At 72.1% G+C, this 14,164-nt stretch carries 15 protein-coding genes; 8 read left to right on the top strand and 7 right to left on the bottom strand.

Translation table 11 applies throughout. The features are described 5' to 3' along the window. Positions 1–25: 25 nt before the first annotated feature. Positions 26–1,381, bottom strand: a complete 1,356-nt coding sequence (locus ABZ098_RS16525; RefSeq protein ID WP_356591557.1) for a dipeptidase — start codon at positions 1,379–1,381, stop codon at positions 26–28. A gap of 193 nt (positions 1,382–1,574) precedes the next feature. On the opposite strand from ABZ098_RS16525, the gene ABZ098_RS16530 reads away from it, so the two are divergent. Then, positions 1,575–2,798, top strand: coding sequence for a geranylgeranyl reductase family protein (locus ABZ098_RS16530; protein WP_356592321.1), 1,224 nt, complete (start codon positions 1,575–1,577; stop codon positions 2,796–2,798). A gap of 19 nt (positions 2,799–2,817) precedes the next feature. On the opposite strand, the gene ABZ098_RS16535 is transcribed toward ABZ098_RS16530, so the two are convergent. Beyond that, positions 2,818–3,267 carry a nitroreductase family deazaflavin-dependent oxidoreductase gene (locus tag ABZ098_RS16535; protein WP_356591559.1) on the bottom strand — a complete coding sequence of 150 codons (450 nt, stop codon included), beginning with the start codon at positions 3,265–3,267 and terminating at the stop codon, positions 2,818–2,820. 132 nt (positions 3,268–3,399) lie between these two features. Between ABZ098_RS16535 and ABZ098_RS16540 the strand changes: the two genes are divergently transcribed. From ABZ098_RS16540 to ABZ098_RS16550, 3 genes are all read left to right on the top strand, one after another. Next, the gene (locus tag ABZ098_RS16540; RefSeq protein WP_356591561.1) at positions 3,400–4,095 is read left to right on the top strand and encodes a TetR/AcrR family transcriptional regulator; all 696 of its coding nucleotides are present in this window, start codon (positions 3,400–3,402) and stop codon (positions 4,093–4,095) included. A gap of 82 nt (positions 4,096–4,177) precedes the next feature. After that, positions 4,178–5,416 carry a sensor histidine kinase gene (locus ABZ098_RS16545; RefSeq protein WP_356591563.1) on the top strand — a complete coding sequence of 413 codons (1,239 nt, stop codon included), beginning with the start codon at positions 4,178–4,180 and terminating at the stop codon, positions 5,414–5,416. Further along, entirely contained in the window at positions 5,413–6,078 is a 666-nt protein-coding gene (locus ABZ098_RS16550) for a response regulator transcription factor (RefSeq protein WP_356591565.1), read from the top strand. Before ABZ098_RS16545 ends, ABZ098_RS16550 begins: the two co-directional genes overlap by 4 nt. On the opposite strand, the gene ABZ098_RS16555 is transcribed toward ABZ098_RS16550, so the two are convergent. Both ABZ098_RS16555 and ABZ098_RS16560 read right to left on the bottom strand, forming a co-directional pair. Then, positions 6,039–6,326 (bottom strand): DUF6332 family protein, encoded by a 288-nt coding sequence (locus ABZ098_RS16555; protein ID WP_356591567.1) that lies wholly within the window; start codon positions 6,324–6,326, stop codon positions 6,039–6,041. The genes ABZ098_RS16550 and ABZ098_RS16555 overlap by 40 nt on opposite strands. A 72-nt stretch (positions 6,327–6,398) precedes the next feature. Further along, positions 6,399–7,886, bottom strand: a complete 1,488-nt coding sequence (locus ABZ098_RS16560; protein ID WP_356591569.1) for an MFS transporter — start codon at positions 7,884–7,886, stop codon at positions 6,399–6,401. Between the two features lie 86 nt (positions 7,887–7,972). On the opposite strand from ABZ098_RS16560, the gene ABZ098_RS16565 reads away from it, so the two are divergent. Next, positions 7,973–8,356, top strand: coding sequence for a MarR family transcriptional regulator (locus tag ABZ098_RS16565; protein ID WP_356591571.1), 384 nt, complete (start codon positions 7,973–7,975; stop codon positions 8,354–8,356). Here ABZ098_RS16565 and ABZ098_RS16570 read toward each other — a convergent pair. Both ABZ098_RS16570 and ABZ098_RS16575 read right to left on the bottom strand, forming a co-directional pair. After that, the gene (locus ABZ098_RS16570; protein ID WP_356591573.1) at positions 8,353–9,087 is read right to left on the bottom strand and encodes a maleylpyruvate isomerase family mycothiol-dependent enzyme; all 735 of its coding nucleotides are present in this window, start codon (positions 9,085–9,087) and stop codon (positions 8,353–8,355) included. The genes ABZ098_RS16565 and ABZ098_RS16570 overlap by 4 nt on opposite strands. Positions 9,088–9,131: 44 nt before the next feature. Continuing rightward, a complete protein-coding gene (locus ABZ098_RS16575) occupies positions 9,132–10,076 on the bottom strand; it encodes a LysR family transcriptional regulator (RefSeq protein ID WP_356591575.1) in 945 nt (314 codons plus the stop codon). Positions 10,077–10,126: 50 nt separating this feature from the next. On the opposite strand from ABZ098_RS16575, the gene ABZ098_RS16580 reads away from it, so the two are divergent. Both ABZ098_RS16580 and ABZ098_RS16585 read left to right on the top strand, forming a co-directional pair. After that, positions 10,127–10,822 carry a type 1 glutamine amidotransferase domain-containing protein gene (locus tag ABZ098_RS16580; RefSeq protein WP_356591577.1) on the top strand — a complete coding sequence of 232 codons (696 nt, stop codon included), beginning with the start codon at positions 10,127–10,129 and terminating at the stop codon, positions 10,820–10,822. A gap of 114 nt (positions 10,823–10,936) precedes the next feature. Further along, complete coding sequence (locus tag ABZ098_RS16585) at positions 10,937–11,272, top strand: hypothetical protein (protein WP_356591579.1); 336 nt, start codon at positions 10,937–10,939, stop codon at positions 11,270–11,272. A 197-nt stretch (positions 11,273–11,469) separates the two neighbouring features. Here the strand turns inward: ABZ098_RS16585 and ABZ098_RS16590 are convergent, their stop codons facing one another. Continuing rightward, the gene (locus tag ABZ098_RS16590; RefSeq protein WP_356591581.1) at positions 11,470–12,648 is read right to left on the bottom strand and encodes an MFS transporter; all 1,179 of its coding nucleotides are present in this window, start codon (positions 12,646–12,648) and stop codon (positions 11,470–11,472) included. A gap of 325 nt (positions 12,649–12,973) precedes the next feature. On the opposite strand from ABZ098_RS16590, the gene ABZ098_RS16595 reads away from it, so the two are divergent. Further along, a complete protein-coding gene (locus tag ABZ098_RS16595; RefSeq protein ID WP_356591583.1) occupies positions 12,974–13,963 on the top strand; it encodes an AraC family transcriptional regulator in 990 nt (329 codons plus the stop codon). Positions 13,964–14,164 lie beyond the last annotated feature (201 nt).

A 14,164-nucleotide genomic window follows, 5' to 3' on the forward strand; every position in this document is an offset into this window, starting at 1 on the left:
ACAGCAGAGCAGCAGCGCGGTCGGATCAGCTCGCCGCGTAGTTGCGCAGGAACAGTGCCTCGGCAACCGACAGACGCTCCAGCTCTTGCGGGGACACGCTCTCGTTCACCGCGTGGATCTGCGCCTCCGGCTCGCTCAGGCCGATGAGGAGGATCTCGGCGTGCGGGTAGAGCGACGCGAGGGTGTTGCAGAGGGGGATCGAGCCGCCCTGTCCGGCGTACTGCATCTCCTGGCCCGGGTAGGCCACCGCCATCGCGTCGGCCATCGCCGCGTACGCCGGGCTGGTGGTGTCCGCGCGGAACGGCTGGCCCTGGCCGATCTGCTCGGTGCGCACGCGCGCGCCCCACGGCGTGTGCGTCTCCAGGTGCGCCTGGAGCAGCTTGGTCGCCTCGGCCGCGTCGATGCCCGGCGGCACCCGCAGGCTGACCAGCGCGCGGGCGCTCGCCTGCACCGACGGGGTGGCGCCGACGACCGGCGGGCAGTCGATGCCGAGGACGGTGACGGCCGGGCGGGCCCAGATGCGGTCGGCGACCGTGCCGTCGCCGATCAGCTCGACGCCGTCCAGGACCTTCGCGTCCGCCCGGAACTGTTCCTCCTCGTACTGGAGGCCGTCCCAGGACGCGTCCGGCGTGAGCCCGTCGATCGTCGTCGAGCCGTCCTTCCCGCGCAGCGAGTCCAGGACCCGGATCAGTGCCGCCAGCGCGTCGGGGGCTGCGCCGCCGAACTGGCCCGAGTGCAGGTTGCCCGCGAGGGTGTCGACCTCGACGCGCATCATGGTCATGCCGCGCAGGGTGGCGGTGACCGTCGGCAGCCCGACGCGGAAGTTGCCCGCGTCGCCGATGACGATGGTGTCCGCCTCCAGGAGTGCGGGATGCGCCTCGGCGTACCGCTCCAGGCCGCCGGTGCCCTGTTCCTCCGAGCCCTCGGCGATGAACTTGACGTGGACCGGCACCCCGCCGTTCGCCTTCAGGGCGCGCAGCGCGAGCAGGTGCATGATCACACCGCCCTTGCAGTCGGCGGCTCCGCGCCCGTACCAGCGGCCGTCGCGCTCGGTGAGCTCGAAGGGCGGGGTCGTCCAGCCGGCCTCGTCCAGCGGCGGCTGCACGTCGTAGTGGGCGTACAGCAGGACGGTCTTCGCGCCTTCCGGGCCGGGCAGGTAGCCGTACACGGACTGGGTGCCGTCCGGGGTGTCGAGCAGGGCCACGTCCTGGAATCCCTCGGCGGTCAGCGCGTCCGAGACCCAGCGGGCGGCGGCCTCGCTCTCGCTCTTCGGGAACTGGTCGAAGTCCGCCACCGACTTGAACGCCACCAGTTCGGTGAGCTCCGCCCGCGCCCTCGGCATCAGCGAGGCGACGGTCTCGGCGACCGGATTCGACGACATGGGCACGCTCCTTGTGGGTGCGACGTTGTACCTGTGAGTGCCGTAGATCCTCCCACAGTGGTCTGTGGGCAGGCCCGCCGTAGGATGCGGGAGACAGGTGCGGCAACGGCTTGATCGGGAGCAGCAGACCATCGTGAGCAGCGAGAACTCTTCGGCGGACGGCCCTTCGGCGGACGACTCTTCGGCGGACGGCGTGCACGACGCGCAGCGGGTGTGGGACGTCGTCGTGGTGGGCGCGGGTCCCGCGGGCGCCTCGGCCGCCTACGCGGCGGCGGTCGCGGGACGGCGCGTGCTGTTGCTGGAGAAGGCCGAGCTGCCGCGGTACAAGACCTGCGGCGGCGGGATCATCGGACCCTCGCGGGACGCGTTGCCGCCCGGCTTCGAGCTGCCCTTCCGGGACCGGGTGCACGCGGTCACCTTCTCGAACAACGGCCGCTTCACGCGGACCCGGCGCTCCAAGCAGATGCTGTTCGGGCTGATCAACCGGCCCGAGTTCGACCAGCAGCTCGTCGAGCACGCCCAGAAGGCGGGCGCCGAGCTGCGCACGGGCGTCACCGTGCAGCGCGTCGAGCAGCACGGCTCCTCCGTGCCCGACCGGCGTACGGTCGCCGTGGTCCTCCAGGGCGGCGAGACACTGCTCGCGCGGGCGGTCGTCGGGGCCGACGGCAGCGCCAGCCGGATAGGCGCCCACGTCGGGGTCAAGCTCGACCAGGTGGACCTCGGCCTGGAGGCGGAGATCCCGGTGCCCGAGACCGTCGCCGAGGACTGGAAGGGGCGGGTGCTCATCGACTGGGGCCCGATGCCCGGCAGTTACGGCTGGGTCTTCCCCAAGGGCGACACCCTGACGGTCGGGGTGATCTCGGCGCGTGGTGAAGGCGCGGCCACCAAGCGGTACCTGGAGGACTTCATCGGGCGGCTCGGCCTCGCCGGGTTCGAACCGAGTATCTCTTCCGGTCATCTGACCCGCTGCCGTGCCGACGACTCGCCGCTCTCGCGCGGGCGGGTGCTGGTGTGCGGTGACGCGGCGGGGCTCCTGGAACCGTGGACCCGCGAGGGCATCTCCTTCGCCCTGCGCTCCGGGCGGCTCGCGGGGGAGTGGGCGGTCAGGATCGCGGAGGCCCACGACGCGGTGGACACCCGGCGCCAGGCCCTCAACTACGCGTTCGCCGTCAAGGCGGGCCTCGGTGTCGAGATGAGCGTCGGCAAGCGGATGCTGACCGCGTTCGAGCGCCGTCCCGGCCTGTTCCACGCCGCGCTGACGGGTTTCCGGCCCGCGTGGAACGCGTTCAAGGACATCACCCAGGGCGCGACCTCACTGGGCGAGCTCGTCCGCGGCCGACCGATGGCCCAGCGGGCGCTGGCCGCGCTGGACCCGCGTCCGGCCGAGCGCGCCGCGGAGGGCGAGGCCACGTCCTGACCTGTGCCCTCCCCGCGGGTCACTTCTTGACCGTGATCCGGAAGACCGGGTGGTCCGGGGCGGCCGCGATGATCTCCTCGTCGGAGGACTTGGCGGTCACGCCCTGGAAGTACTGGTTGACCTCCCAGCCCCACTTCTCCAGGTAGGTCCGCAGGATCGGGAGCTTCTCCGCGTCGGGAAGCTCCACCGCGGTGAACTGGCGCACCTTGCGGCCGACCCGCAGCTCCCCGCCGCCCGCGGCACGCATGTTGCGCACCCACTGGGAGTGGCCACGCGCCGAGACCAGGTACTGCCCGCCCTCGTACGTGTGCGGGTTGACCGGGATGCGCTGCATCTGCCCGCTCTTGCGACCGCGCACCGACATCTCCGCCGTACCCGCGAGGCTGAAGCCGTGGCGGGCGAGCCAGCCGATGACGCTGTTGAGGCGGACGTTGAGCGGGCTGCCCTTGAGGTAGTACGGCGTCGACATGGGGTCCCCCATCGGTTGAGAGAGCGGTGCTCTCGTTTTCGTCTGTCGTCAGTCTGCATGGATCGGCGACCGAAAGCAAGAGCAGTGCTCTCGTTTGTGTGCGCTGCTCTCTTCTTGTGCGAGACTGGTCGCATGAGCACCGCACAAGGAGCCCGGGCCCGCGCCCGGATCGAGGTCACCGCCGCCATCAAGGACGAGGCGCGCCGGCAGCTCGCGGCGGAGGGCGCGGCGAAGCTCTCGCTGCGGGCCGTGGCGCGTGAGCTGGGGATGGTCTCCTCGGCGCTGTACCGCTACTTCCCGAGCCGCGACGACCTGCTCACCGCCCTGATCATCGACGCGTACGACTCGCTCGGGGAGAGCGCGGAACGGGCGCACGAAGCGGTCGTCGGCGCAGACCCGCTGGAGCGCTGGGTCGCGGTGTGCGAGGCGGTACGCCGTTGGGCGCTGGAGCATCCGCACGAGTACGCGCTGATCTACGGCTCTCCCGTGCCCGGCTACACGGCACCGCAGACCACCGTCCCGCCCGCCGCTCGTGTCGGTCTCCTCCTGATCGGCGTCGTCCGTGACGCCCACCAGGGCCCGGGCCTCGCGGAGCTGCCTCCGGTCCCCGAAGACCTCCGGGCGGAGTCCTCCCGCATCGTCGCCGACCTCGCTCCCGACCTGCCGTCCGAGGTGGGCGCGCCTCTGGTGGCGGCCTGGGCCCAGCTCTTCGGCCTGGTCGGCTTCGAGCTCTTCGGGCAGTTCAACCGGGTCGTGGAGGAGCGGGAGCCGTTCTTCCGGCACGCGGTGCGGCAACTGGGACGGAGCGTGGGGCTGCGACAGCGGTGACCCACGTACTTCGCGGGGAGTACGCGTGATCACCACGCTCGGGGGACGTCCTGGTCGGACGGGGGCGTCTAGCGTGACTGTCATGGACGGTGAGCGGGGCATGCGCGCGGGAGGTTCGCCGCGGTGGTGGCGGCACGGGCCGTCGTGGCGGCGGAGCGCCGGTGGTGACGGGCAGGCTGCCCGGTGGCCGTGGCCGTCCACCCTGCTGCTCACGTTCTTCGTGCTCGGCGGGTCGAACTACGCGGCACACCAGCAGGCCGGCGAGCGGGCCGCGCTCGATCCGTTCGCGCGGGCGCTGCTGGTGATCGGCTGCGGGCTGCTGCTGTGGCGGCACCGGCAGCCGGTGCTCGTCGCCTTCGGTACGGCGGCCGCCGCGATGCTGTATCTCGGGGCCGGGTATCCGTACGGGCCCGTGTTCCTCACCGTCGCCCTCGCCTGCTTCAGCGCCGTCGTGGCCGGACACCGCAGGGCCGCCTGGACCGCGCTCGGGATGCTGTGGGCCGGACACGTCCTGGTGGCCCACTGGCTCTACCAGTGGCTGCCGCCGAGCGGGGACTCGGCCGCCCCCTGGGGACAGGAGGGCGTGGTCGCCGCCTGGGTCGTCGCCATCGTCGCGGTCTCGGAGCTGGCCCGGACCCGCCGCGAGCAGTGGGCCCGGGAGCGGGCCGAGCGTGCCAGGGCCGCGCGGCGCCGCGCCGACGAGGAACGGCTGCGGATCGCCCGTGAACTGCACGACGTCCTCGCGCACAGCATCTCCGTCATCAACGTCCAGGCAGGCGTCGGCCTCGCCCTCCTCGACACCGACCCCGAACAGGCCCGCACCGCGCTCACCACCATCAAGGCCGCCAGCAAGGAGGCGCTCGGCGAGGTGCGCCAGGTGCTCGACACGCTGCGCACACCCGGTGACGCGCCGCGCGCCCCCGCGCCGGGCCTCGACCGCCTGCCCGAGCTGGTGTCCCAGGCCGCCGGCGCGGGCCTCACGGTCGAGGTGGAGGGATCGGCGCCCGGACTGGCTCCCGGCGCGGACCTCGCCGCCTTCCGGATCGTCCAGGAGGCGCTCACCAACGTCGTGCGGCACTCGGGCTCGCGGCACGCGCGCGTGCGGCTCGATCACGACGCGGACGCGCTACGGCTCCGTATCGACGACGACGGACCCGCGACCGGAGCCGACGCGGGCGGCAGCGGCAACGGGCTGGCCGGAATGCGGGAGCGGGCCGCCGCGCTCGGTGGCACGATCGAGGCGGGTCCGCGTCCCGAGGGAGGGTTCCGGGTGCTCGCCGTACTGCCGCTCAAGGTGAAGGCCGAGGAGGACGACCGGTGATCCGTGTACTGCTAGCCGACGACCAGTCGCTCGTGCGGGCCGGTTTCCGGGCCCTGCTCGACGCGCAGCCGGACATCGAGGTGGCGGGAGAGGCCCCGGACGGTGAGGAGGCGCTGCGCAAGGTGCGTGAACTGCGGCCGGACGTCGTCCTGATGGACATCAGGATGCCGCTGCTCGACGGTCTGGCCGCGACCCGGCGCGTCACCGAGGACGCCGCTCTGCGGGACGTGAAGGTGATCATGCTCACCACCTTCGAGCTCGACGAGTACGTCTTCGAGGCGATCCGCTCCGGCGCCTCCGGCTTCCTGGTCAAGGACACCGAACCGGAGGAACTCCTGCGTGCCGTGCGGGCCGTGGTCGACGGGGACGCGCTTCTGTCACCGGGGGTGACCCGCCGTCTCATCGCCGAGTTCGCGGCCCGCTCCAAGGAGCCCGCGGCCGAAGGGGCCCTCGCCGGGCTCACCGAACGGGAACGGGAGGTGATGGCCCTGGTCGGCATCGGCCTGTCCAACGAGGAGATCGCCCGCCGCCTGGTCGTCAGCCCGCTCACCGCCAAGACCCACGTCAGCCGCACCATGGTCAAGCTGGGCGCCCGAGACCGGGCCCAACTGGTGGTGCTGGCCTACGAGTCGGGGTTGGTGCGGCCCGGCTGGCTGGGCTGAGGGCGCTCCCGCCGGAAGCGCACCAGCACGCTGACCACCCGGGCGACGAAGACCATCAGCGCGATCGCCAGCCCGGCCCGCAGCAGCAACTTCTCCACCGTGCCCGGCAGTTCGAACAGCAGCGCCGGTCCCGCCACCGCCCCGAACAGCACCGCCGCCGCGAACAGCGCACTGCACAGCGCGTATCCGGTCTCGACGGTGATGGCGTCCCGCTCCGCCTGGCTCCGGCGTCCCCCGTACGTCTCCATCCTTCGAGTCTCACAGCCGTGGGCCCGGCGGAGCAAGCAGCTCCGCCGGGCCCACGGTGGGGAGACGGCCCCCTAGTCGCGTACGGGTACGCGTTCCGCCTCCGGGGAGAGGGACTTGGCGACCACGACGGACGGCCGCCGACGCCGGACGCGCAGTCCCGTGAGCGAGATGAGCAGGCCGACGAGCGCGATCGCGGTGACCACCGTCAGGGCGGGCAGATAGCTGTCGAGCACGGCCTGCGGGGACGCGCCCTCCTCGGGGGCGTTCGCCGTCAGGACCGCCGTCACCACGGCGAGGAACAGGGCACCGCCCACCTGGACCGAGGTGTTGAGCAGGCCCGAGACCATGCCCTGCTCGTGCTCGTCGACGCCGTTGGTGGCCTGGACGTTGAGGGACGGGAAGGTCAGCGCGAAGGCGGCGCCCACCAGCAGCATGGTCGGCAGGATGACCGACGCGTAGACCGGGTCGAGGTCGATGCGCAGGAACAGCAGATAGCCGACGACCATCAGCGCGAAGCCCGCCACGATCAGCCGCGGTGTGCCGATCCGGTCGATGACCGTACCCACCTTGGTCGCGGACAGGGCCACCAGCGCACCCGCCGGCAGGAACGCGAGCGCGGTGTGCAGCGCCGACCAACCGAGCAGCTGCTGCATGTAGAAGGTCACCAGGAACTGGAAGCCCATGTAGCTGCCGAGGAACGTCAACGCCCCCAACTGGGCGCGCACTTGGGGTCCCGAGCGGAGCACGCCGAGCCGGATCAGCGGGCTCGGGCTGCGTCGCTCGACGGCCACGAAGGCGGCCAGCAGGGCGATCACGGCGACGAAGGACAGGAGCGTACGGGCCGAACCCCAGCCCGCCTCCGGTGCCTGGACGACGGTGAACACCAGCAGCAGCATCGAGACGGTCCCGAGGACGGCGCCGGGGATGTCGTAGCCGCCGGTGCTCTGCTCGCGCTCGCTGCGCGGCAGCAGCCGCAGGCCGACGACGAGGGCGATCAGGGCGACGGGGGCGGGCAGCAACATGGTGTAGCGCCAACTCGCCTCCGTGAGCAGGCCGGAGAAGACCAGGCCCATCGAGTAGCCGGTGGCGCCGCAGGTGGTGTAGATGGACAACGCGCGGTTGCGCAGGGGGCCTTCGGCGAACGTCGTGGTGATGATGGACAGGCCCGCGGGCGCGGTGAAGGCGGCGCTGAGGCCCTTGATGAAACGGCTGGCGATCAGCAGCGGGCCCGAGTCGACGAGACCGCCGAGGAGTGAGGCGACCGCGAAGACGCCGAGGGCCACCAGGAAGACCTGGCGCCGGCCCAGCAGGTCGGCGGCCCGGCCGCCCAGGAGCAGCAGGCCGCCGTAGCCGAGGATGTAGCCGCTGACGATCCATTGCAGCGTCGAGGTGGAAAGGCCCAGGTCGGCGCCGATGGACGGGAGCGCGACGCCGACCATCGACACGTCCAGGGCGTCCAGGAACATCGCGGCGCACAGCACCAGCAGGGTGCCCCAGAGCCTGGGAGTCCAGCGGACCGCTGAGGACGCGTCCGCGGGGGTGGTGAGCGGAGAGGTCATGGCGAAGAGACTACATGCGCATGCATCGAATGCAACCGCATTTAATTCCGATGCAATAATTCGTCTTCTCTGCTACGGTGCCGCGCATGGTGGCGAAGAAGCCCGAGCAGGCACTCGCGGAGCAGTGGCGGGGCATCCTGGCGCTGCACGCGCGCACGCAGTGCGAACTGGACCGCGCTCTTCAGCAACACGGCCTGTGCGGCAGCGACTTCGAGGTCCTGGACGTGCTGGCCGACGGCGGCTGCGCCTACCGCGTGCAGGAGATCTCCGAGCGGGTCCATCTGAGTCAGAGCGCGCTGTCACGGCTGATCGCCCGGCTGGAGAAGGACGGCCTCGTCGAGCGCGGGTTGTGCGCCGAGGACCGGCGGGGCGTACGCGTGTCGCTCACCTCCAAGGGGCGCGCGCTGCACCGTGACGCCCTTCCGGTGCAACGCGCAGTCCTCACCCGGATGTTGGAACCCTCCTCCTAGCCCACGGCGGACTTCTCCCGCCACAGCTCCGCGACCGACGCGTCCCCGGTCACCCGCGGGAGCGGCAGCCGGTTCCACAGCGCCGGGTACAGCCGTGCGGCGGGCCCGGACACCTCGCAGTCGGCGTCCCCCGTCTCGCCGTACTCGGTCGCGGGCGGCTCCTCGGTCAGTCGTACGGTCCACACCGCGCCGTCCGTGTCGTCCGCCCGTACCCGCAGCACCCGGGGCTCGGCGCTGCGGACCCGGCTCTTCTCGCGGGCGTGGAAGCCGCGCAGCAACTCGTCGATGCCGTCGGCCGCGAAGTCCCGCCCGAACTCCTCGGTCCTGCCCCCGCGCGCCGCCTCCGCGTCGAAGCGGTGCACGGCCGTCTCGTGGGCCTGCCGCCGGGCCCAGAAGGCGAGCGGCGAGGGGGCGGGGAGGAAGTGCCAGCAGCGTACGTCGGGCGCGGCGGCGTCCAGCGTGTCGACCAGGAGGCGGTGGCCGGTGCGGAACCAGGCCAGCAACTCCTCCCCGTCGAGGGCCGGTTCGTCGCCGAAGGGGCGGAAGTCGGTGAGCTCCTCGGCCACGAACGCCGTCGCCCAGCGATGCACCGTGCCCGTGTGCCGCAGCAGGTCCCGCACCTGCCACTGCGGGCAGGTCGGCACCTTGGCGTCGGGGCCCGCCGCTTCGGCGGCCGACGCGAGCAACTGGCCCTCGCGGTCCAGGATCCGGATGAACTCGGCTGTCTCCATGGAAGGAGTGTGCCTGACGACGCCCGGTCCCCGATCTCGCCGGGCTACCAGTCCCGGGCGGCCTGAAGCAGGTGGTCACGGACCAGCGCCACGTGCGGACTGCCGGACGTACCGGGCCGCTGCACCAGGAACGCCGTGTTGATGGGCGGGTCGTCGGGGTCGTGGAGCAGGACCAGAGCGCCCGAGGCCAGCTCCTCGGCGCACAGGTAGCGGGGGAGCACGCTGAACCCGGTCCCCCCGACCACCGCGGCCTTGACGCCGTTGAGGTCGGGCACGGTCAGGTCGGGCTGCCGAACCAGGCGGCGGCCGAAGACGTGCCGCCAGTAGCGGCGCACGATGGGCAGGTCCTCGGCGTAGGCAACGAGCGGGACGCCGTGCAGCGCGGCCACGATGTGTTGCGGAGCGCCGAGCCGCCGGGCCCAGGAGGGGGAGGTGACCAGCACGAACTCCTCGTCGTTGAGCGGCGCGGCCGTGAGCGTGCGGCCCCGCGGCCGGAACGTGGCGATCACCAGGTCGTGGCGGCCCGCGCGCAGGTCGTCCAGGAGCGGTTCGGTCAGACCCGGCGTGATGCGCAGCCGTACCCCTTTGTCGATCAGCGGCGCGAGACCGGGCAGGACACACCGGGACAGCAGCTCGGCCGGGCCGGCGAGATGCACCGGCTCGGCCGGGCCGTCCTCCGGGCCCCCGGCGGGCCCCGCCACCGCGGCGAGCGAGTCCAGGGGCTCCACGATCCGGGCGGCGAGCTCGTCCGCGTACGGCGCCGGGGTCACGCCCCGCGCCCGGCGCTCGAACAGCTCGCGGCCGAACTGCCGTTCCAGAGCGCGGATCTGGGTGGTCACCGTGGGCTGGGACAGACCGAGGAGCCGGGCGGCGGCGGTGAACGAACCGGTGCGGTACACGGCCAGGAACGTCCGCAGCAGGTTCAGGTCCAACGGAGGACCGACGATCGGCCCCGGACCCCCGAAGCCATTGGTGTTCCTATCCCTCATATGTATGAGCCTATTGGATTTCTATGGCAGGACAGGACTACGGTTTCACCATGTCGAAGATCCTCTTTGTGATGACCGGTGCCGACCAGTGGACCCTGGCCGACGGCACGCAGCACCCGACCGGCTACTGGGCCGAGGAGGCCGTCGCCCCGTACGAGGCCTTCAAGGCCGCCGGACACGAGATCGTCGTGGCCACCCCGGGTGGTGTCGTGCCGACCGTGGACAAGGGCAGCCTCGCCGCCGAGGTCAACGGCGGGCAGGAGAACGCCGACCGGATCGCCGCGGTGCTCGCCTCGGCCGCCGAGCTCCAGGCCCCGGTACGGCTGGACGAGGTCGACCTCGACGACTACGCGGCCGTCTTCTACCCCGGCGGCCACGGACCGATGGAGGACCTCGCGGTCGACGCGGACTCGGGCCGGCTGCTCGCCCGGGCCCTGGAGAGCGGCAAGCCCCTCGGAGTCGTCTGCCACGCCCCGGCCGCGCTGCTCGCCGCCACGAAGGCGGACGGTTCCAACGCGTTCGCCGGGCGCCGGGTGACCGCCTTCACCAACGAGGAGGAGACCCAGGCGGGCCTCGCCGACAAGGCCAAGTGGCTCCTCCAGGACCGGCTCACCGAGGCCGGCGTCCAGGTCGAGGTCGCCGAGCCGTGGGCCCCGCATGTGATCGTCGACGGCAACCTGGTGACCGGGCAGAACCCGGCGTCCTCCGCGCCGCTCGCCACCGAACTGCTGAAGAAGCTGGGCTGAGCGACGCGCGCGGTGCGTGACGGAGCGGCGGGGTCGGAGGCCCTGAGGCCCTGAGGCTCTGAGGCTCCTCAAGTCGCTTGGCGGACGCGGAACCCGACGGTCACGATGATCCGCATGTCGGGAATCGCGGGACTGAACAAGAAACACAACTTCGTGCTGCTCGTCCGGGACGCGGACGTCGTCGGAGCGGCCCTGCGCCAGGCGCTGGACGAGGCCCCGCCCGAGGAACGCCCCGGGCTGGAACGGGCCGTGGCGCTCGTCGAGTCCACCGCCGCCGCCACCGAGGCCGGGCTGCGCGCCCGCTGGGTCCGCTCCCGGCTGGCCGACGTCGGCTTCACGGGTGACATCACCTCGGTCGCGGCGGTGCGGGCCCTGCGCAAGGCGGAGCCGAAGCTGAGTCTGTTGGCGGCCGTGCAGTTGCAGAAGGAGGCGGTGGCTCATCCGGAGTGATGCGGGGTGATCCGCAGTCATACGGGGTGATCCGGGTGAGCCTCTCGCTCTTGTGACAGGGGAGGACGGGGGTCCGTCGCGACCGGGACGTTCGTCGCGACCTGGAAGTTTGTCGCGAAGCCCGTAGCGCCACGCGTCGGTGAGCGAGGCCCGCGGGAGGCGTGGATCGCGGAGGAGGGGATCGCTTCGAGGCGTGATCAGCCCGCGGCCGCGCGTCGGGTCAGCGCCGCGATGACCGCGGCGGTGGCGGCGAGCGCCGCGACGCTGGTGAGGGCGGCGGGAAGAGAGAACCAGTCGGCCATGAAGCCGATGGCGGGCGGGCCGAGGAGCATCCCGCCGTATCCGAGGGTGGAGGCGATGGCGACCCCGTCGGGACCGGCCAGCCTGCCCGCGCGCTCGACGGCGACGGGGAAGAGGTTGGCCAGACCGAGCCCTGTGATCATGAAGCCGAGCAGTGCCGCCCAGACGGAGGGCGCGAGAGCGCCGAGCAGCATGCCGAGCGCGGCGGTGGTGCCGCCGCCCACGAGCGTGCGGGTCTGGCCGAGTCGTTCGAGCAGCCTGGTGCCGGTCAGTCGGCCGATGGTCATGGCGAGCGCGAAGGACGAGTAACCGACCGCCGCGACGCCGGGTGTGGCGTCCAGGTCGTGCTCCAGATGCAGGGCGCTCCAGTCGGCCAGCGCTCCTTCGCCGTAGGCCGTGCACAGGGCGATCAGGCCGAAGGTGATGACGAGGCCGCGGGTGCGGGTGCGGGCGGGTGTGGTGTCCGGAGGGTGGGGCGCGGACCCGTGCCGCGGTGTGTCCCGCGCCGGTTCCGGGGGCTGGATGCGCAGCAGGGTCCGGCCCGCGACGGCGGTGACGAGCAGACCGATCACGGTGAGGCCGAACAGGTGCCGCGTGGGCGACAGGTCCCCGGCGACCAGTCCGCCGAGCCCGGCACCGAGCATGCCGCCCAGGCTGAAGGCCGCGTGGAAGCTCGGCATGATGGGCCGCCGCAGCGCGCCCACCAGATCGACCGCGGCGCTGTTGAACGCGACGTTGATGCTGCCGTACGCGGCCCCGAAGACCAGCAGCACGGCACCGAGCGCCGGCGCGGAGTGGGTCAGTGGAGGCAGGGCGACGCTGAGGGAGAGCAGGACGGCGCAGACGACGGTGACCCGGTGGGTGCCGTAACGGCGGCACAGCCGTCCTGTGAGCATCATCGTGATCACCGCGCCGGCCGAGACACCGAGGAGGGCGAGACCGAGGGCGCTGGCGGAGGCCCCGGTCTGCTCCTTGATCGCGGGGATACGGACGACCCACCCGGCGAAGACGAAGCCGTCGAGGGCGAAGAAGACGGTGAGGGCGATACGGAGTCGGGTGAGGGAGTTGTCCGGCACGGCGATGGGTGTTCGCGTTTTGTTTATCGGCGGCACAAAGTCAGCGTAGGTCGGTGCTCGATTGTCGGCAAGGGTGTTCGGGTGAGCGCGCGGGTGGGCCTGCCGTCGGCGTGCGTCGCGGGCCGGGCCGCGTTCGCCTCTGCTGTATCGCTTCCCTGCATGGTCTCCGCTGTATCGCCTCGGACGACATCGGATCCGCACGCATCTGCATGCCAACTTCACTTCTTCACTCCTGAGTCGGGCGCGTTGACGTTGGATGCTGGATGTCATGGAGCTGTGAGGGGTCGGCTCCGGGCGGTTCCTCGGAGTGGAAGGAGCGCTCCCAGTGGGTCCTGGCGCACGCGACGGCATGGCGGGGACGGGTGGGGGTGGGGGTGGTGGCGCGGGCGTGATCGACGCGATCGCCGCGGGCGGCGCGGTCGGTGCATGCGGCGCGGTCGAGATCGCGCGGCTCGGTGGGCTGTGGCGGGTGACCAGGCCCTGGCATCCGGGGTTACGGCCGTACTTGCGCAGCTACGTCGGTTACCGGGAAGCGGTGGCGACACCCTACGAGGCCCGGCTGGTGCCGACCGGGCGTGCGACCTTGTTGATCAGCCTCGCGGAGCCGTTCTCGCAGGTGCGGCGGCTGGGTGTGCGGGGCGCGGGCAGCGGGAGCATCGGGTCGCTGGTGGTGGGGCTGGAGGACCGGCCCGCGATCTGTACGCATCCCGGCGGCCAGGAGGCGATCCGGGTGGAGTTCACACCCCTGGGCGCGTACCGGCTGTTCGGCATGCCGATGAGCGAGTTGACGAACCTGACCGTCGAGATACGGGACGTTCTGGGGCCCGACGCCGGCGTGCTGGTCGAGCGGATGGCGGCGACATCCGACTGGGCCGCCAGGTTCGACCTGCTGGACGCGGCGCTGCTCACCCGGCTCGAGTACGGCCCGTGTCCCACGCCTGAGGTGGCACGAGCCTGGCACCTGCTCTCGGGGAGCGCGGGAGCGATCCCGATCGCCCGTGTCGCCGCCGAGGTGGGCTGGAGCCAGGGGTACTTGAGCCGCCGGTTCACCCAGCAGATCGGGCTCACCCCGAAAGCGTCGGCCCGGGTGCTGCGCTTCCGTCACGCCGTGGCGTTGCTGGGTCGCGGGGCCGCGAGCCTGACCGAGATCTCCACGGCCTGCGGCTTCTACGACCAGGCGCACCTCAACCGGGAGTTCCGGGCCATCGCCGGGACCACGCCCGGACAGATGGTGGCCGCGCGCCGGGTGGAGGGGGCGATGGCTCTCTCCGGGAGTGCAAATTCTTCCAAGACCGCGACGACGGCGGCCCGCTAGCGTTCCGCTGGCACAAACCGACGGCCGGTCGGGTGGCGCGGGGGACCGTCCGACCGGCCCGGGCACCATCGACTCGGGAACCGGATTGACGGACAACGGTGTACGGCCGGGCGGGACTTCGCCCACTGTGTCCAGTGGCGTCTCCCCGGAGCAGCGGACCGCGGGGGAGGCGAGGGGCAGGCGGTCGATCGAGTTCGGCGC

The organism is Streptomyces sp. NPDC006335 (assembly GCF_040612795.1).
Lineage (GTDB): Bacteria > Actinomycetota > Actinomycetes > Streptomycetales > Streptomycetaceae > Streptomyces.